This is a genomic window from Yinghuangia sp. YIM S09857, assembly GCF_051388915.1.
Taxonomy (GTDB): domain Bacteria; phylum Actinomycetota; class Actinomycetes; order Streptomycetales; family Streptomycetaceae; genus Yinghuangia.
On sequence record NZ_JBPKBH010000028.1, the window covers coordinates 109,123 to 126,835 of the forward strand.

Annotated in this window: 16 protein-coding genes; 6 read left to right on the plus strand and 10 right to left on the minus strand. The window is 71.6% G+C overall.

Annotated elements, in window-relative coordinates; genetic code table 11:
• Window positions 1-89: 89 nt before the first annotated feature.
• Window positions 90-2,861 (minus strand): pyruvate, phosphate dikinase, encoded by a 2,772-nt coding sequence (gene ppdK / locus ACRX5S_RS37590; protein WP_436777743.1) that lies wholly within the window; start codon window positions 2,859-2,861, stop codon window positions 90-92.
• Window positions 2,862-3,101: 240 nt separating this feature from the next.
• Between ppdK and ACRX5S_RS37595 the strand changes: the two genes are divergently transcribed.
• Window positions 3,102-3,782, plus strand: coding sequence for a hypothetical protein (locus ACRX5S_RS37595; protein WP_436777744.1), 681 nt, complete (start codon window positions 3,102-3,104; stop codon window positions 3,780-3,782).
• Window positions 3,783-3,812: 30 nt separating this feature from the next.
• Here ACRX5S_RS37595 and dusB read toward each other — a convergent pair whose 3' ends face one another.
• Window positions 3,813-5,000 carry a tRNA dihydrouridine synthase DusB gene (dusB, locus tag ACRX5S_RS37600; protein WP_436777745.1) on the minus strand — a complete coding sequence of 396 codons (1,188 nt, stop codon included), beginning with the start codon at window positions 4,998-5,000 and terminating at the stop codon, window positions 3,813-3,815.
• A 233-nt stretch (window positions 5,001-5,233) separates the two neighbouring features.
• Here dusB and ACRX5S_RS37605 point away from each other — a divergent pair, with 233 nt between their 5' ends.
• A complete protein-coding gene (locus tag ACRX5S_RS37605) occupies window positions 5,234-5,803 on the plus strand; it encodes an NADAR family protein (protein ID WP_436777761.1) in 570 nt (189 codons plus the stop codon).
• A gap of 540 nt (window positions 5,804-6,343) precedes the next feature.
• Here ACRX5S_RS37605 and ACRX5S_RS37610 read toward each other — a convergent pair.
• Together ACRX5S_RS37610 and ACRX5S_RS37615 are read right to left on the minus strand one after the other, a co-directional pair.
• Entirely contained in the window at window positions 6,344-6,964 is a 621-nt protein-coding gene (locus ACRX5S_RS37610; RefSeq protein WP_436777746.1) for a pyridoxamine 5'-phosphate oxidase family protein, read from the minus strand.
• Between the two features lie 372 nt (window positions 6,965-7,336).
• The gene (locus ACRX5S_RS37615) at window positions 7,337-8,719 is read right to left on the minus strand and encodes a glycine--tRNA ligase (RefSeq protein WP_436777747.1); all 1,383 of its coding nucleotides are present in this window, start codon (window positions 8,717-8,719) and stop codon (window positions 7,337-7,339) included.
• 178 nt (window positions 8,720-8,897) lie between these two features.
• On the opposite strand from ACRX5S_RS37615, the gene ACRX5S_RS37620 reads away from it, so the two are divergent.
• The 4 genes from ACRX5S_RS37620 (at window position 8,898) to ACRX5S_RS37635 (ending at window position 12,238) form a co-directional block, all read left to right on the plus strand.
• The gene (locus ACRX5S_RS37620) at window positions 8,898-9,890 is read left to right on the plus strand and encodes a metal ABC transporter substrate-binding protein (RefSeq protein ID WP_436777748.1); all 993 of its coding nucleotides are present in this window, start codon (window positions 8,898-8,900) and stop codon (window positions 9,888-9,890) included.
• 98 nt (window positions 9,891-9,988) lie between these two features.
• Window positions 9,989-10,789, plus strand: coding sequence for a metal ABC transporter ATP-binding protein (locus ACRX5S_RS37625; RefSeq protein WP_436777749.1), 801 nt, complete (start codon window positions 9,989-9,991; stop codon window positions 10,787-10,789).
• A gap of 28 nt (window positions 10,790-10,817) precedes the next feature.
• Complete coding sequence (locus ACRX5S_RS37630) at window positions 10,818-11,825, plus strand: metal ABC transporter permease (RefSeq protein ID WP_436777750.1); 1,008 nt, start codon at window positions 10,818-10,820, stop codon at window positions 11,823-11,825.
• On the plus strand, window positions 11,822-12,238 hold the full coding sequence (locus ACRX5S_RS37635; protein ID WP_436777751.1) for a Fur family transcriptional regulator: 417 nt from the start codon (window positions 11,822-11,824) through the stop codon (window positions 12,236-12,238). Before ACRX5S_RS37630 ends, ACRX5S_RS37635 begins: the two co-directional genes overlap by 4 nt.
• A 48-nt stretch (window positions 12,239-12,286) precedes the next feature.
• Here the strand turns inward: ACRX5S_RS37635 and ACRX5S_RS37640 are convergent, their stop codons facing one another.
• The 6 genes from ACRX5S_RS37640 to ACRX5S_RS37665 all read right to left on the minus strand — a co-directional run bounded on the left by ACRX5S_RS37640 (window position 12,287) and on the right by ACRX5S_RS37665 (window position 17,319).
• Entirely contained in the window at window positions 12,287-12,790 is a 504-nt protein-coding gene (locus tag ACRX5S_RS37640) for a 2'-5' RNA ligase family protein (RefSeq protein ID WP_436777752.1), read from the minus strand.
• A 76-nt stretch (window positions 12,791-12,866) separates the two neighbouring features.
• Entirely contained in the window at window positions 12,867-13,727 is an 861-nt protein-coding gene (locus ACRX5S_RS37645) for a TIGR03943 family putative permease subunit (RefSeq protein WP_436777753.1), read from the minus strand.
• On the minus strand, window positions 13,724-14,863 hold the full coding sequence (locus ACRX5S_RS37650) for a permease (protein ID WP_436777754.1): 1,140 nt from the start codon (window positions 14,861-14,863) through the stop codon (window positions 13,724-13,726). Before ACRX5S_RS37650 ends, ACRX5S_RS37645 begins: the two co-directional genes overlap by 4 nt.
• A gap of 75 nt (window positions 14,864-14,938) precedes the next feature.
• Window positions 14,939-15,799 (minus strand): isoprenyl transferase, encoded by an 861-nt coding sequence (locus ACRX5S_RS37655; protein WP_436777762.1) that lies wholly within the window; start codon window positions 15,797-15,799, stop codon window positions 14,939-14,941.
• A gap of 35 nt (window positions 15,800-15,834) precedes the next feature.
• The gene (recO, locus tag ACRX5S_RS37660; RefSeq protein ID WP_436777755.1) at window positions 15,835-16,587 is read right to left on the minus strand and encodes a DNA repair protein RecO; all 753 of its coding nucleotides are present in this window, start codon (window positions 16,585-16,587) and stop codon (window positions 15,835-15,837) included.
• 111 nt (window positions 16,588-16,698) lie between these two features.
• Window positions 16,699-17,319 carry a TerB family tellurite resistance protein gene (locus ACRX5S_RS37665; protein WP_436777756.1) on the minus strand — a complete coding sequence of 207 codons (621 nt, stop codon included), beginning with the start codon at window positions 17,317-17,319 and terminating at the stop codon, window positions 16,699-16,701.
• Window positions 17,320-17,713 lie beyond the last annotated feature (394 nt).

The following is a 17,713-nucleotide window of genomic DNA, read 5'->3' on the forward strand; positions in this document are numbered from 1 at the left end:
CTGTAGAGCGTCCGCGCGGGCCGGTTTCAAGAGTGGCCGCAACACCTGCGTATTGCGGCCAACTCCGTCAAAACCGACCGACCGCATGGTCAGCGGGTATCTCCCCCGGGCCTCCCGCCGTCTTGGGCTACCGCGGCGCGCCCGGCCTCCAGGCGAGCCACGGGCAGGCGGAACGGCGAGCAGGAGACGTAGTCGAGTCCCGCGTCGTGGAAGAACCGCACCGACTCCGGGTCGCCGCCGTGCTCGCCGCACACGCCGAGCGTGAGGTCCGGGCGCGTGGCGCGGCCCTCGGAGGCCGCGAGTGCGACGAGTCGCCCCACCCCGTCCCGGTCCAGCGTCTCGAACGGGGAGACGCCAAAGATGCCCGCGTCCAGGTAGGCGGTGAAGAAGGACGCCTCGACGTCGTCGCGGGAGAACCCCCAGGTCGTCTGGGTGAGGTCGTTGGTCCCGAAGGAGAAGAACTCGGCGGCCTCGGCGATCTGTCCGGCGGTCAGTGCGGCTCGGGGCAGCTCGATCATCGTCCCCACCGGGAACAACACCTCTGCCCCGGTCTCCTCGGCCACGGCGGCGAACACCGCGTGGGCCTCGTCGCGGATGATCTCCAGCTCCTGGACGCCGCCGACCAGCGGGACCATAATCTCGGCGTGCGGCGATCCGCCTTCGCGGACCCGCTCGGCGGCGGCCTCGGCGATCGCCCGGATCTGCATCGCGAACAGCCCCGGGATCACCAGCCCGAGCCGCACGCCGCGCAGGCCGAGCATGGGGTTCTGCTCGTGCAGCCGGCGTACGGCGTCCAGCAGTGCGCGGTCGTCCGCGTCCTCCTCGCCGCGCGCCTCGGCGAGGGCGACGCGCACCGAGAGATCGGTCAGGTCGGGCAGGAACTCGTGCAGCGGCGGGTCGAGGAGGCGGATCGTCACCGGGAGGCCGTCCATCGCGGCGAGCACGTCCGCGAAGTCCCGGCGCTGGAGCGGCAACAGCGACTCCAGCGCGGCGGTCCGGCCTTCGTCGGAGTCGGCCAGCACCAGGCGCTCGACGTGCTTGCGCCGTTCGCCGAGGAACATGTGCTCGGTGCGCAGCAGGCCGATGCCCTGGGCGCCGAAGCGCAGGGCGCGCTCGGCGTCCTCCGCGGTGTCGGCGTTCGCGCGCACCCGCAGCCGCCTGCGGACGTCGGCGTGCGCCATGATCCGGTGCACCGCGGGCACCAGCCCGTCGGCCTGGTCCGGCGAAGGCGCGGTCCGGCCCTCGAAGTAGTCGACGACCGCGGAGGGCACGACGGGTGCCTCTCCGAGGTAGACACAGCCGCTGGTGCCGTCGACGGAGATCACGTCCCCCTCCGCGACCTCGACGCCGTCCGGAGCGGTGAACCGGCGCCGCGCGGGGTCGACGGCGAGCGACTCGGCCCCGCACACGCAGGTCTTGCCCATGCCGCGCGCGACCACCGCGGCGTGCGAGGTCTTGCCGCCCCGGCTGGTCAGGATGCCCTGGGCGGCGACCATCCCGGCGAGGTCGTCGGGGTTGGTCTCGCGGCGCACCAGGATCACGCGTTCGCCCCGGCTCGCCCACTCCACGGCGGTGTCCTGGTCGAAGACCGCGCGGCCCACGGCCGCCCCGGGCGAGGCCGCGATGCCCCGGGCGATCGGCCGGAATTCCCCGTCCGCGCCGTCGTCGCCCAAGTCGCCGTCGCCCGCGTCGCCGGTGTCCTCGGAGCGTTCGGCGAACCGGGGGAACATGAGCTGGGCGAGCTGCGCCCCGGTGACGCGGCGCAGCGCCTCGTCCTCGTCGATGAGCCCCTGGTCGACGAGCTGCGCGGCGATGCGGAACGCGGCCTCGGCGGTCCGCTTGCCGACCCGGGTCTGGAGCATCCAGAGTGTGCCGCGCTCGATGGTGAACTCGATGTCGCACAGGTCCCGGTAGTGCTCCTCCAACGTGCTCATGATGCCGAGGAGTTGGTCGTACGAGGTCTTGTCGAGGCGTTCGAGGTCGGCCAGCGGCACGGTGTTGCGGATGCCCGCGACGACGTCCTCCCCCTGCGCGTTGGCGAGGTAGTCGCCGTACACCCCCTGTTTGCCGGTCGCCGGGTCGCGGGTGAAAGCGACCCCCGTCCCGGAGTCGGAGCCCAGGTTGCCGAACACCATGGCGACGATGTTGACCGCGGTGCCGAGGTCGTCCGGGATTCGCTCCTGCCTGCGGTAGAGCCGCGCCCGCTCACCGTTCCAGGACGAGAAGACCGCGCGGACGGCCAGGTCGAGCTGGGTCCTGGGGTCCTGCGGGAAGTCCTGGCCGGCTTCCTTGGCGACGAGTTCCTTGTACGCGGCGACCAACGACCGCAGGTCCGACGCGTCCAGGTCGAGGTCGGACGCGGCACCCTTGGCGTCCTTGGCCGACTCCAGGCGCTCCTCGAAAAGTTCGCCGTCCACTCCGAGGACGGTCTTCCCGAACATCTGGATGAGTCGCCGGTACGAGTCCCAGGCGAAGCGCTCGTCGCCGGCCTGGGCTGCCAGTCCGTCGACGGACGCGTCCGACAGGCCGATGTTGAGGACGGTGTCCATCATTCCGGGCATCGAGAACGCGGCCCCGGAGCGCACGGAGACCAGCAGCGGGTCGTCCGGCTGCCCGAGCCGACGTCCCATGCGCTCTTCGAGCGCGGCCAGGTGGGCGTCGACCTCGGCACGCAGGCCGGAGGGCTCGTGGCCCTCGGCGAGGTAGGCGCGGCACGCCTCGGTCGTGATCGTGAACCCGGGCGGCACGGGCAGCCCGAGGTTGCTCATTTCCGCCAGATTGGCGCCCTTGCCACCGAGCAGGTCCTTGAGGTCCTTGTTGCCCTCGGCGAAGGCGTAGACGTATTTCGGGGTGTTCGGCACGGGTATCCCCCTCGCGCACGACGGAGAGCCGCGTGACCGCCGCCGCGGGGCCGAGGGAGGCCCCGCGCAAGAACCGGCGGTACCCGCGCGGCCCAATTGCCCTGATGGCCGGGAGCGTACCCGCCCGCGTCGGGGGGCACGTCCTCACACCAGGATCACGCCACGTGAATACCCCGGCACGTCGGCGCAGCCTGACCTGCCGTCGACGCCGCCCGGCGGGCACGGCCTACCATCGCGTGCGTGTCCGACCAGCAGATGTCCGAGCCCGCCGATCCCCGGCAGCCGTACGCGGAGCAGCCGCACCAGGCGCAGGCCCAGGCGCATGAGGCGCAGTCTCCACCGGGACAGCCTCCGTACGGGCAGCCGCAGCCGCCCTACGGCGGGCCTGTGCACGGTCGGCCGCCGTACGGGCAGGTGCCTCCGGCGCAGGCGCCATATGGACAACCGATGCACGGCGGCCCGGCGCCGCACGGATACGGGTACTACGCGCAGCAGCCATATCCGCCGTACGCCGGAATGCCCGCCGGGATGGCTTACGGCCGGCCCCTCCCGTACCCGGTCGAGATGCCGCGGTCGGTGCGGGCCGCGCGCACCGTGGTCTTCGTCCTGTTCGGGATCACCGTCGCCGTGGCGGTGATCGCCGGTGCCGCGGACCACAGCGCCCGGACGGCCGGGTTCGTGCTCGGGGCGTCGATCACCAACCTGGTCGCGTTCGTGCTCGCCCTGCGGTTCGAGAAGGGGCGCCGTGGTGTGCAGATCGGGGCGATCGTGTGCGCGAGCCTGGGCATCCTGATCGCGCTGAGCCGCGCGGCGCAGGGCCAGCCGCAACTGCTGGTCGGCGCCGTCGTCCAAGGCGTGCTCATCTCGCGGCTGGCGACCGCGGAGGCAAACGCCTGGTTCACGCGTCCGCGCCTTCGGTGACGCCGTCGCGGCCGGGACGACCGCTGCCGGTCAGCCGCCGGAGTGGTCGAGCTCCGCGTCGGAGGGCGGCGTCGCGCACTCGGGGTCGTCGAGCCAGCCCTCGGGCAGCACGACCTTCTTGCCTCCGGCGGTGCGGCCTCGCGGCCCGTCGGCCCCGGCGGGCCACGGCTGGTCCAGGTGCAGGCCGCCGAGCAGGTCGTCGAGCTGGGCGAGGTTGCCGACCATGGCGAGGCCGCGGCGCATCTCCGAGCCCACCGAGAACCCCTTGGTGTACCAGGCGACATGCTTGCGGAAGTCGGTGACGCCGCGCTCCTCGCCCATCCAGGCGCCGAGCAGCTCGGCGTGCCTGCGCATCACGGCGGCGACCTCGCGCAACGCGGGGCGGGCGCGCTCGTCGCTGCCCTCGAACACGGACACCAGGTCGCGGAACAGCCAGGGCCGGCCCAGGCATCCGCGTCCGACGACCACGCCGTCGCAGCCTGTCTCGCGCAGCATGCGCAGCGCGTCGTCTGCGTCCCAGATGTCGCCGTTCCCCAGGACCGGGATGTCGACGGCCTCCTTGAGACGGGCGATCGAGGACCAGTCGGCGGTGCCGCCGTAGTGCTGCTGCGCGGTGCGGCCGTGCAGCGCCACCCAGGTGACGCCCTCGTCCTGGGCGATGCGGCCCGCGTCCAGGTACGTCAGGTGCTCGTCGTCGATGCCCTTGCGCATCTTCATCGTGACGGGCAGGTGCCGGGCGTTCTTGACCGCCGAACGCAGGATGTCGCGCAGCAGGTTGCGCTTGTACGGCAGCGCCGAACCGCCGCCCTTGCGGGTGACCTTGGGCACCGGGCAGCCGAAGTTGAGGTCGATGTGGTCGGCGAGGTCCTCGTCGACGATCATCGCGGCGGCGCGGCCGACGACGTCTGGGTCGACCCCGTACAACTGGATGCTGCGCGGGCGCTCGGTCTCGGCGAACCGGATGAGGCGCATGGTCTTGTCGTCGCGTTCGACCAGCGCGCGGGTGGTGATCATCTCGCTGACGTAGAGGCCCGCGGGACGCGCCTCGGTGGCGCGTTCGGCCTGCTCCTGACACAGCGAGCGGAAGGGCGCGTTGGTGATGCCCGCCATCGGGGCGAGCACGACCGGCGGCCACACCTCGACGGGGCCGAGCCGCAGTGGCGCGAACTCCGAGTCCGCCGGACGGGCCTCGGCGGCGGTGCTCCCGGTCGGGGTCATGGCAGACGGCTCCTGGTCGGCTACGGCGGATCCACCCATTGTCACCCACCCGGTCCACCGCATTCCCCCACTTGTTGTTCTCAGAACGAGAAAAACCAGTGGCCCGGGAGCAAGACGGCCTGCCACGATGTCGCGGTCGGCACGGCCGCGAACACTGGAGGCGGGGACACATGAACGCGCACACACAGCCCGGGTCGGCTCACGACGCGACACACAGCACAGAGCCGGTGGCGATGCCCGAACCGCGCGACGTGGACAGCCTCAAGGCACTCGTCGCCACGGGTCAGCGCGTACGCTTCCTGCACTTCTGGGGGCACCGGCCGCAGCCCGACGGCTCGCTGGGCGCCGGATGTCTCAGCCAGTGGTGGCCTTCGCCGTTCACCGTCGACGGCGTGACGTACGCAACCGCCGAGCACTGGATGATGGCCGGCAAGGCCCGCATGTTCGGCGACGCCGACGCGGAAAGGCGCGCCATCGCGGCCAACCACCCCAAGGCCGCCAAGGCCGTAGGCCGCCAGGTGCGCGGCTTCGACGAGGCCACCTGGGTGGCGGACCGATTCGAGCTCGTCGTGGCGGGCAACGTGGCCAAGTTCGGCCAGGACCCCGACTTGCGTGCCTACCTGCTCGGCACCAACACCCGAATCCTGGTCGAGGCAAGCCCCCGGGACCGCATCTGGGGCATCGGCCTCGCCGCCACCGAGCCCTACGCCGACGACCCGGACAACTGGCAGGGCCTCAACCTGCTGGGCTTCGCCCTCATGGAAACCCGAGCCCGCCTCCGCGCGGAATCCGACAACGCATGAGGACAACCCATGAGCCCGCCCTCGGCCCGGCCCCACGCACGACCGGGAGCCGGGCCGAAGGGCTTGTTGCGCCCACCGCGGTCGGTTCACCCCATCGCCGTCCAACGGTCAGATGATCCGGGGGAACCGTCCCAGCGGCCCGCCATGATCGGCCTCGGCCTCAGGGACGCCGAGCCGAGTAGCACCGGCAGCGCGTAGCTCTCGGGCCGCGTCGCGCAGTTGCCCCAGGCGACGGCCACTCCCCCGGCGCCGCGGGCGCATCGCCGGTCGCGTCCGCGGTTGCCAGGGCGCGTTCGAGGTTCTTGCGTGCTCTGTGGATCCGGGGGTGCGCGGCATCGACGGTGCGTAGTCCCAGCATCTTCGCGATGTCGCGCGGGGCCGGCCCCTCCCACGCGACAAGCGCCGGCACCTCGCGGTCCCCCGGCGAGAGGCCCGCGTACGCCCGCCCGGCCTCGCCCCGGGCCGGCACCGGGCGAGGAGGCTACCAGCGGGTTGTCGCGGCTGGGGAATCGCGTGGCAGAGGTTGGCCCGGCACAACTATCACCTCTCGCTGCGGGTCGGCGTCGCAACGGAAGTGGCGGCAGGTTCGGCGGGTGGCGCGGTAGAGGACGAAGGTTCGGACGACCCTGCGGTTGCGCCGACCAGCGGACCGCCGTCCGCGTCCACGACCGGGTCGGCGATCCAGATGCGGGCCGGTCGCCCGGTCGCCAGGTCGCGGCCGGACATGACCTGGACGCGGAACGGATCGAAGCGCAGGAGGTGGTAGCCGGGATCGTCCGGACCTCGCCGCCAATACGCACGCGGGTCGTAGCCGACGCCGCGCGGACTGCCCGTCCTGTAGAGGTCCCAGATCGCGTGCTTGACCTCCGGGTCCTCGATCCAGGTTGCGACGGCGTCGGCGGAGGCCGTGTTCTGCGACGGCGCCCAATACGACAGTGTCGAATGCGGGTTCGCCGCGAGGTGGGCCTTCTTGACGCGCGTCGGGAAACTGGCGAGCCACCCGACCGGCCTGCCGTCGACCACCTCCCAAATCGGCAGCAGGACGCGCGCCCTCGGGCGCCCGAGGCTGTCGACGGTGGTCATCGTGGCGTATTTGATCTCGGCGACGGTACGCAGGAAATCCTCGGCGACAACGGAGAAGTCGCGGGTCGTGGCGGCCATGGCAGTGCCTCCTCGCAGCTCGGGGAAGGTTCCCCGAGAGCCTGTCAGTTCCCTTTGGTGCCTATCGGCTCCCGGGGACATCGTGCGCCCGGCGCGGGCCGGCGCGGAAGTAGGCACTTCAAAGTGACCGAGGCACCCCCGCAACACCCGGCGGGGAGGCACGTAGGAGGAGCAGGCAGGTCACGGCGAGACAGGACGCGTCCGGCCCCGGCGAGTACACACACCAGCCGCGCCGTCCTCCGAACAGTTGGAGCCCGGATCCGGCAGGTGCACAAACGGGCACGGCCCCGGGTTCTTCGCCGTCCTCCGAAGAGGCGGCACGGAGCCCGGGGCCGAGGCCGTACTGGTAGCCCTACCGATGAACGAACCCGCTCAGCAACCCAGCAGGCGCGGCGCCAAGTACTCGCGGACGCGGTCCAGGGAGACGCGCTCCTGGCCCATGGTGTCGCGGTCGCGGATGGTCACCGCGTTGTCCTCAAGGGTGTCGAAGTCGACGGTGATGCAGAACGGCGTGCCGATCTCGTCCTGGCGGCGGTAGCGGCGGCCGATGGCGCCCGCGTCGTCGAAGTCGACGTTCCAGTACTGCCGCAGCTCGGCGGCCAGGCCGCGGGCCTTGGGCGACAGGTCGGCGTTGCGCGAGAGCGGGAGCACGGCGGCCTTGACCGGGGACAGGCGCGGGTCGAGGCGCATGACGACGCGCTTCTCCATGACGCCCTTGGCGTTCGGCGCCTCGTCCTCGTTGTACGCGTCGATCATGAACGCCAGCATCGCCCGGTTGACGCCCGCCGCCGGTTCGATGACATACGGCATCCAGCGCTCCTTCGTCTCCTGGTCGAAGTAGGAGAGGTCGGTGCCGGAGTGCTTGGAGTGCGTCGAGAGGTCGAAGTCGGTGCGGTTGGCCACGCCCTCCAGCTCGCCGAACTCGTTGCCGCCGAACTGGAAGCGGTACTCGATGTCGGCGGTGCGCTTCGAGTAGTGCGACAGCTTCTCCTTCGGGTGCTCGAAGAAGCGCATGTTCTCCTCACGCAGGCCGAGCCCCGTGTACCAGTTCCAGCGCTCCTGGAGCCAGTACTCGTGCCACTTCTCGTCCTCGCCCGGCTTGACGAAGAACTCCATCTCCATCTGCTCGAACTCGCGCGTGCGGAAGATGAAGTTGCCCGGCGTGATCTCGTTGCGGAAGCTCTTGCCGATCTGCGCGATGCCGAACGGCGGCTTCTTGCGGGCGCTCTCCTGAACCAGCTTGTAGTTCACGAAAATGCCCTGCGCGGTCTCCGGACGCAGGTACGCACGGCCCGACTCGTCCTGCACCGGGCCGAGGTACGTCTGGAGCAGCCCGTTGAACAGCTTCGGCTCCGTGAAGGCGCCCTTGGTGCCGCAGTTGGGGCAGTTGACGTCGGCGAGGCCGCCGGCCGGCGGGCGGCCGTGCTTGGCCTCGTACGCCTCCTCCAGATGGTCCGCCCGGAACCGCTTGTGGCACGAGGTGCACTCGGTCAGCGGGTCGACGAACGCCTCGACGTGGCCGGACGCCTCCCACACCTCGCGCGCGAGGATGACCGACGAGTCCAGTCCGACGATGTCGTCGCGCGAGGTGACCATCGAGCGCCACCACTGGCGCTTGATGTTCTCCTTGAGCTCCACGCCGAGCGGTCCGTAGTCCCACGCGGCCCGCTGGCCGCCGTAGATCTCACTGCACGGGTAGACGAACCCGCGGCGCTTGCTCAGTTGGACGATGGTGTCGATCTTGTCGGCGGCCACGATGCTCTCTTCGGTGCGACGATGCGGTCAGTGACGGTGTTCGCACAGGGTACCGGCGCGCGGAGCACCGCGGCCACGTCGTAGTCACTCGCAGCGACGTACGCCCGCCACCCCGCGGAGCGCGGGCCCTACCGTCCGCAATTGACAATCATTGTCATCTAAGTTGAGAATGATTGTCATGAACATACGCCGCGCCGTCCCCGCGTCCCTGCTTGCCGCGACCACCGCGTCCGCGCTGCTGCTCACCGCCTGCGGCACGGACGACACGGCGGAGGCCACCGGCAGCGGGTCCGTGGACGTCGTCGCGTCGTTCTACCCCCTCAAGTTCGTGGCCCAGCAGGTCGGCGGGCCGGAGGTCAGGATCACCAACCTGACGAAGGCCGGCGTCGAACCGCACGACCTCGAACTGACCGCCAAGCAGGTGGCCGGCATCGAGGACGCCGACGTCGTCCTCTACCTCAAGGGCTTCCAGCCCGCCGTCGACAAGGCCGTCGACCAGAACAAGCCGAAGCACACCGTGGACGCCGCCGCGCTCAGCCCGCTGGAGAAGCACGGCACCGAGGTCGACGGCAGCGAGCACGGCGACGAGCACGCGGGCGAGGAAGGCCACGCCGAAGAGGAGCACAGCGCGGACGACGGCCACGACCACTCCGACGGCGACCCGCACCTGTGGCTCGACCCGACCCGCCTCGCCGCCGTCGCGAACGGCGTCGCCGAGACCCTCGCCCAGGCCGACCCCGCCCATGCGCAGGACTACCGCACCCGCGCCGCCGACCTGAAGGGCAAGCTCGACGCCCTCGACAACGAGTACAAGACCGGGCTGGCCAACTGCCAGCGCAAGGAGTTCGTGACCAGCCACGCCGCCTTCGGCTACATAGCCGACCGCTACGGCCTGCACGAGATCGCGGTCAACGGCGTCAACCCCAAGTCCGAGCCCGCCCCCGGCCGCATCGCCGACCTCCAGGACCTGGTCAGGGAGAAGGGCGTCACCACGATCTTCTTCGAGACCCTGGCCAGCCCCAAGACCGCCGAGACCCTGGCCCGCGACACCGGCGTCTCCACCGGCGTCCTCGACCCGATCGAGGGAATCAAGGACGAGGCCGCGAACGATTACTTCTCCGTCATGCGTGCCAACCTCGACGCCCTGCGGAAGGCCCTCTCATGCTCGTGAGCCCCGACCGGGGCCAGGTCCCGGTCCCCGCGCAGCCCCGCCGTCCCGGGCACCGCGCCGATGCGGGCCTCCGCGCCCCGTGCCAGGGTGGTGCCACCATGACCGACTCCGGCACAGCCGACCCCGCCACCCCGGCCGCGCCCCCCGCCGTACGCCTGACCGGCGGCACCGCCGCCCTCGGCGGCCGCACCGTGCTGCGCGGCGTCGACCTCAAGGTGGAGCGCGGCGAGGTGGTCGCGCTGCTCGGCGCCAACGGCTCCGGCAAGTCCACGGTGGTCCGCTCCCTCGTCGGCCTGGTGCCGCTCACCGGCGGGCACATCGAGCTGTTCGGGACGCCGTACGCGAAGTTCCGCGACTGGTCGCGCGTCGGGTACGTCCCGCAGCGCACCACCGCCGCCGCCGGGGTGCCCGCGAGCGTGCGCGAGGTCGTCGCGTCCGGACGCCTCACCCGGCGCCGGATGTTCCGCCTCGGCGGCGACGACCGGGCCGCCGTCGACGAGGCCCTGGCCGCGGTCGGCATGCTCGACCGCGCGCGCGACGGCATCGACGCGCTGTCCGGTGGCCAGCAGCAGCGCGTGCTCATCGCCCGCGCCCTCGCCCGCCGCCCCGACCTGCTGATCATGGACGAGCCGATGGCGGGCGTGGACCTCGCCAGCCAGGAGGTCCTCGCCGAGACGCTCAGCCGCCAGCAGGAGGACGGCCGCTCGGTGCTGCTCGTACTGCACGAACTCGGCCCGCTCGAACCGCTGATCGACCGCGCCGTCGTGCTGCGCGAGGGCTGCGTGTGCCACGACGGCGCACCGCCGCCCGCCACCGGACAGCACGCCCTGCCGGGTCACGACCACGTGCACCCGCACGCCGACGAGCACCACGCCGCCAGGCCCGGGCTTCTGTCATGACCACCCCCGCGACCCCAGGACTGCCGACGTGAGCCTGCTCCAGTACGAGTTCATGCAGCGCGCGCTGCTCGCCGCGCTGCTCGTCGGCATGACCGCCCCCGCCGTCGGCGTCTACCTCGTGCAGCGCCGCCAGGCCTTCATGGGCGACGGCATCGGCCACGTGGCGCTCACCGGCGTCGGCCTCGGGCTGCTGCTCAACGGGTCCCCCGTGCTCTTCGCGGTGCTCACCGCCGCCGCGGGCGCGATCGCGATCGAGTTGATCCGCGAGCGCAGCAAGGTGAGCGGCGACGTCGCCCTGTCCGTGCTCTTCTACGGCGGTATCGCGGGCGGCGTGATGCTGGCGAGCCAGTCCGACTCCGGGGCGAACCTCGACGCGTACCTCTTCGGCCAGCTCACCTCGGTCTCCGAGGACGACCTCCGGGTGATCGTCGTCCTCGCCGTCGCGGTGCTTGCGGTGACCATCGGCCTGCGGCGTCCGCTCTTCACGGTGTGCCAGGACGAGGAGTTCGCGCGCGTCACCGGCCTGCCCGTCCGCGCGCTCAACCTGCTGATCGCGGTGACCGCCGCGATCACCGTCACCGTGGCCATGCGCGTCGTCGGCCTGCTGCTGGTCAGCGCCCTGATGGTGGTGCCGGTCGCGATCGCCCAGCAGCTCACCCGCAACTTCGCGCTCACCGCCGCGGCGTCCATCGGCATCGGCGTGGTGGTGTCCGTCTCCGGCACCACGCTCACCTACTACGTCGAGGCGCCCCCGGGCGCGACCATCGTCCTGCTCGCCATCGGCCTGTTCGTCGTGGTCGGCATCGCGGCGGCGCCGCTCAACCGCCGCCGGGCGCGGCGCGCCGCACTCGCCGCCGAATCCCGCACCGACCTCGACACCGACGGCACGGCCCTCGGACGCCTCCCGCAGGACGACCTCCAAGTCGACGCGGCCCCGCGGCCCGACGGCGGCACCTCCGCTTCCGGCACAATGTCGGGGACGCGCCGCGCCCCGGGCGCCGTCGAGAAGCCGCACGTCGAGGAGGAGCCCCGGTGACCACCGCGAACAGCCCGGCCCGTGGCAGGTCGACGCGGCAGCGCACGGCCGTGTCCAGCCTGCTCGACGAGGTGGAGGACTTCCGCAGCGCCCAGGACCTGCACGACCTGCTCAAGCAGCGCGGCGAGTCCGTCGGCCTGACGACGGTCTACCGCACGCTCCAGTCCCTCGCCGACGCCGGCGAGGTCGACGTGCTGCGCACCCAGGACGGCGAGTCGGTCTACCGCCGGTGCAGTCAGGGCCACCACCACCACCTGGTCTGTCGCGCCTGCGGCCGGACCGTCGAGGTCGAGGGCCCGGCGGTCGAGCGCTGGGCGGGCCGCATCGCCGCCGAACACGGCTTCACCGACGTCTCCCACGAACTGGAGATCTTCGGCACCTGCGGCCCCTGCACCCTCGCTGCCCGCGGCTGACCCGGAACACGAGTCCGTGTCGACGGCCCGTCACTCCCGTCACTCCCGTCACCCCCGCAGCGCGAACCGCCGCGGCACCGCGAACGATTCCGCGGTCGTCTCGGTGAACACCACCTCGCGGACACGCACCTCGACGTCCAGCCGCTGACCGGCAAGGCTCCGGAAGCACTCGGGGCCGCGGTCGGACGTGCGCGGATGCACGATCGTCGCGTGCGGTGCGACGCCCGGACACCGCATCATGGGCGGCCGCAGCAGGTCGTCGCGCAGCGCCGTCCAGGCACCGCCCACATCGTCGATCTCGACGAACACGCCGCCCCGACCCGCCTCTTCGGCGACGACGCCGCGGAGCCCCAACCGAAACGGCGCGGTACGCCCACACGCCGCCTCGGCCCGTGCCGACAACAACTCCTCATCGGCGGTCTCCTCGGGATAGACGAGGGTGATGTGCGGTGGCACGACGGCCGCCATCACCGGGTCCCACTCCTCCCGCCAGGCCGCCAAACGGTCCACCGCGAGACCCGCCAACAGCACCGCAAGGTGCCGACGCACCACGCGAGCCCCTCCCTCCCGGCCCGACACCGCACCACGCACGGCGCCGGGCGATGGCTGTCGTCTCGACGACGTACCGCTATTCGTACGGCTCCCTCGGCGCCGGGACCGTCTCCACACTCGTCGCGGTGAGAGCGGGGGTGGCGGACTCGGACGCCGCCTCGCCGGTCTTGAGCCACGTGCCCACGACGGTCACCCAGGTGTCCGTCGGCGGCGCGGGGACGCCGTGGATCTGCACCTTGCGAGCCACCGCGTCGGCCGCGCAGCAACTGATGACCAGGCGGTTGATGTACCAGGTGCCGTCCTTGCCGGGAGTGGCGAAGCCGGTCATCCGGACGTTGCGGCCCTTGAGCGTCTCGGCCGGGTCCCAGACCGCGCGTACGCCGAAGTCGCCGAGGGTCATGTCGTACGGGTCACCGGGCGGCAGGGCCGGAAAGCCCGCGTCGACCGTCTTGGCGGCGGGTTTGGCGATCGTGGTGTCGGACCGCTCCGCGGTGTACGACCCGAGTGCCGGAGGAGCGATCAGGAACAGCGCGAGCACGGGCAGGCACAGCAGCCAGGCGACATGCGGCCCTTTGCTGTGGTCGTGTCCGTGATCGTGGCCGTGATCGTGCCCGTCGTCGTCTCCCTGGCTGTCACGATGATCAGGGCTGTGGCTGTGGCTGTGGTCGTGGTCGGTGCCGTGGCCGTGGTCGGTGCCGTGGGCCTGGCCGTCACCGCCCGTCGCCGGGACGTGCGCCTCCGCGCGCTCGTGCTTGCGCAGGATCCCGTCCCGGACGACCCCGGCCGCGCCCAAGGCGAGCAGGATCGCCCCGGAGGCGATCAGCGCCGGGCGCAGGCCCTCCTTGACGTACCGCAGGTACATCGCGTCGTCGAGCGAGATGCGCAGCAGTGCCGCGCCGATGAGGACCAGCACGATCGACTGGACGTCGCGTTTCACAGCAGCCACCACCCCACCGCGATGCTGGTCAGCACCGCGACCACGAACGTCGCACTGGAGAACCGGGCAGCGAAGCCCTTGCCGAACGTGCCGGACTGCAAGGCGATCAGCTTCACGTCCACCATCGGGCCGACGACCATGAAGGCCAGCTTGGCGGTCGGCGAGAAGCCCGTCAGGCTCGCCGCCACGAACGCGTCGGCCTCCGAGCACACGGCGAGGATCACGGCCAGGAACGCCAGCGCGATGATGCCGATCCACCAGTTGTCCGAGACCGCGTCGATGACGTCCTTCGGGACGGTCACGTTGAGCGTCGCGGCCGTTATGGCGCCGACCACCAGGAAGCCGCCGGCGTGCAGGAAGTCGTGCTGCATGCCGGTGCGGAAGTCCTCCCACCGCGACCCGGAGCCCGGCTCGGTGAAGCGCTTGGGGATGCGCAGCCACTCCGCCTTGCCGAAGCGCACCCACAGCCAGCCCATGAAGACGGCGGTGGCGAGCGACGCGGCGAAGCGCGCGAACACCATCTCGGGGCGCCCCGGGAAGGCAACGGCCGTCGCCGTCATGACGATCGGGTTGATCGCGGGCGCCGACAGCAGGAAGGCCAGCGCCGCGGCCGGTGCCACGCCGCGGGCCATCAGGCCCCCGGCGACCGGCACCGACGCGCACTCGCAGCCGGGCAGCACCGCGCCCGCCGCGCCCGCGACCGGCACGGCGAGGGCCTCGTTGCGCGGCAACGCCTTGGTGAACACCGACGCCGGGACGAACGCGGTGATCGCCGCCGAGATGACCGTGCCGAGCACCAGGAACGGCAGCGCCTGCACGGCGATCGCGACGAAGACCGTGCTCCAGGTCTGGATCGCCCGCGTGTCGAGCCGGTCGACGATCCAGGACTGGCCGACCAGCAGCACCAGCAGACCGACGACGAACAGTTCGAGTTGGCCGGGCCGCCACGGGCGCGCCGCGGCGGCCTCACCCGCCGGAGCGCTTCGCCCCTGCCCGGGCACGCCCGTGCCCCGACCCGCGGCGGACGCGGAATCGGGCGTAGGCGCGGAAGCCTCGGCACTCCCGGCCTCGGGGTTCGCGGCCTCGGGGCCGTGATGCGGCGGTGGTCCGTGCGCGGGCACGGTCTGCTCGGACATGCTGTTCATGCTGGCATCCGGGCGGCCGTGCGGCGCGCAAATGTCACCCGGTTCCGCGACCGTTTTGCTGCGGGTTTACCGCGTGTTCGGATCGGCCGCCGGCGCCGGGTCGGCGGTGACGATGTTCGGCAGCGCACCGCCGTAGCGGCGGTCTCGGGAGACGTACGACTCGACGGCCTTCCACAGGTGCGTGCGGTCGAAGTCCGGCCAGAGGACGTCGTCGAACACCATCTCGGCGTAAGCCGACTGCCACAGCAGGAAGTTCGAGGTGCGCTGCTCCCCCGACGAGCGGATGAACAGGTCGACGTCCGGCATGTCCGGCTCGTCGAGATAGCTCGCGAACAGTTCCTCGTCGATCTTCTTCGGGTCCACCTTGCCCTCGCGCACGTCCCGGGCCAGGGCCGCCGCCGCGTCCACGATCTCGGCGCGGCCGCCGTAGTTGATGCACATCGCGAGGGTCAGGCGCGTGTTGTGCTTGGTGCGCTCCTCGGCGATCTCCAACTCGCGGATCACGCTCTGCCACAGCCGCGGGCGGCGGCCGCACCAGCGGATGCGCACGCCCAGCTCGTCCATCTCGTCGATGCGCCGGTGGATGGTCTCGATGTTGAAGCCCATCAGGAAGCGCACCTCCTCGGGCGAGCGCTTCCAGTTCTCGGTGGAGAAGGCGTACGCCGACACGTACTCCACGCCGATCTGCGCCGCTCCCTCGACCACGTCGAACAGCGAGGCCTCGCCGGCCGTGTGCCCGTCGGTACGGGCCAATCCGCGCTCCTTGGCCCAGCGTCCGTTGCCGTCCATGACGAGCGCGACGTGCCGGGGCACGAGGTCGCGCGGGAAGCCGGGCGGCTGCGCACCGCCCGCGTGCGGCTTGGGTTCGCGGTACTCGTGCGGCTGCCGGACCGCGGTCCGCGCCGCCGACTGCTGCGGCCTCCTCAGGAAGGAGAGCAGACCCCATCGGCCGCGTGCCTGACTCACGATGATCGCTCCACCAGTCTCAACGAGCGGATGCCCCGCTCCAAGTGCCATTGCAGATACGCGGCCACCAGGCCGCTCCCCTCGCGCCGGTACCGCGGCTCGCTCGCGTCGGCACCGGCCCAGTTACCGGTCAGCAGCGCGCCGAGCAGGTCCAGGGTCTCGGGAGAGGGTACGACGGATCCGGCCGGGCGGCAGTCACCGCAGACCACGCCGCCGCCCGCGACGGAGAAGAAGCGGTGCGGCCCGGGCAGCCCGCAGCGCGCGCAGTCGGCGAAGCTCGGCGCGTACCCGGCCACCGCGAGCGAGCGCAGCAGGAAGGCGTCCAGCACCAGAGCGGGCTCGTGGGTCTTGGCACCGAGCGTGCGCAGCGCCCCGATGAGCAGCAGGTACTGCTGCAACGCGGGCTCACCCTCGTGGTCGGTCAGCCGCTCGGCGGTCTCCAGTATCGCGGTGCCCGCGGTGTACGCCGGGTAGTCCGACACCAGCCCGCCGCCGTACGCCCCCAGAGTCTCCACCTGCGTGATCGCCGGAAGCCCACGCCCGGGGAAGTCGCTGCCCTTGACGAAGAACTGCGCGTCGACGTGCGCGAACGGCTCGACGCGCGCGCCGAACTTCGACTTCGTACGCCGCACTCCGCGCGCCACCGCCCTTATCCGGCCGTGTCCGCGCGTAAGCAGGGTGATGATGCGGTCCGCCTCGCCCAACTTCTGGGTGCGCAGCACAACACCCTCGTCGCGGTAGAGACCCATGCCCCCATTATTGACTCCCGGGACGACAGGTGGTGCGGCGTCCCAGCCCAGAAACGCAGAAGCGCAGAAGCCCAGATGCGCAGACGCTCGGTTGCTCGGTTGCTCGGTTGCTCAGAGCGGCATGTGGCCTGCGGCCTCGTCGAGCACCCGGTCCACCTCGGCCCGGCTGAGCCCGAGCCAGGCCCCGGCCGACAGCAGCATGTCCAGCTCCAGCGTGCGGTACGGCCCGTCGGCCAGAGCCACGCGCGCGCCCACCGCAACGAGCCGCGCGCGGCCTTCCGGTGCCAGGTGGTCCGCGAGGGCGACGAGCGCCTCGGCGGCGTCGTCGTCGCCTATGTGCGCGTACAGGTCCGCGCCGAGGAGTTCGTCGGTGTACGCCAGGACCCCGGCCTCGCGCACCGCGGCAATTGCGGCCGCCCGCGCGGCCGGTGACGATTCGCCTCCGGCGACGAGCGCGCCGATCGCGAGCGCGCGGGTCACGTCCCGCAGGAGGACGGTGAGCCTTCGCCCGGTGGGAACTTCGAGCACCGTGCGGTCGAACACCACGCGGCAGACCCCGCATTCGACGCTGCCGGTCGCTCGGGACAGCGGCAGGACGGGTATGCCGAGCACGATGAGCCGACGACGTCCCACGCCGTACTGATACCGCCGGTCACCGCCGCACTCCGGGCAGAAGAACTCACCGTCATCGAGCACTTTCCGCAGTGTCCGGACCCCCACGATGACCACCATGCCGTGGCTCCCCTGCACCCCTCGGCCGCGAACCGCCAACGCGCGCTCCCGCGTTCGATACTCGCACAGTTTTCACGGCACGTCATCAATTAGGCACACAGAGCTACAGTTCGATGAGCATGGCAGCTACTCCCGTGACAGAAGGGGCAGTTGGGGCAGGTGGCAAGGGAAATGAGGGCGGAGAGGAGGCGAGACGAAAGAGGGCGAGGGGTGGGGCATGGGGCATGAGGGGGCATCGGGTCGGCGCCGCAGCCTCCGTCGCCGGCATCTCCGCCTCCCTCCCGACCATCGGCCGCCCGGCCTCTCCGCCGACCTGCCGGCGGCGGGGCGGCACGACGGTACGACCGCAAGACCACAAAGCCGCACGAGGGGCCGCGGCAACGGGGGCGGCAGC

Bases quoted from the DNA above. Each gene is read 5' to 3' on its own strand.
- ACRX5S_RS37610 (WP_436777746.1), bottom strand. From the start codon at position 6,964: ATGGCCGCCACGACCCGCGACTTCTCCGTTGTCGCCGAGGATTTCCTG.
- ACRX5S_RS37605 (WP_436777761.1), top strand. From the start codon at position 5,234: ATGCCCGAACCGCGCGACGTGGACAGCCTCAAGGCACTCGTCGCCACG.
- ACRX5S_RS37620 (WP_436777748.1), top strand. From the start codon at position 8,898: ATGAACATACGCCGCGCCGTCCCCGCGTCCCTGCTTGCCGCGACCACC.
- ACRX5S_RS37665 (WP_436777756.1), bottom strand. From the start codon at position 17,319: ATGGTGGTCATCGTGGGGGTCCGGACACTGCGGAAAGTGCTCGATGAC.
- recO (WP_436777755.1), bottom strand. From the start codon at position 16,587: ATGGGTCTCTACCGCGACGAGGGTGTTGTGCTGCGCACCCAGAAGTTG.
- ACRX5S_RS37625 (WP_436777749.1), top strand. From the start codon at position 9,989: ATGACCGACTCCGGCACAGCCGACCCCGCCACCCCGGCCGCGCCCCCC.
- dusB (WP_436777745.1), bottom strand. From the start codon at position 5,000: ATGACCCCGACCGGGAGCACCGCCGCCGAGGCCCGTCCGGCGGACTCG.
- ACRX5S_RS37650 (WP_436777754.1), bottom strand. From the start codon at position 14,863: ATGTCCGAGCAGACCGTGCCCGCGCACGGACCACCGCCGCATCACGGC.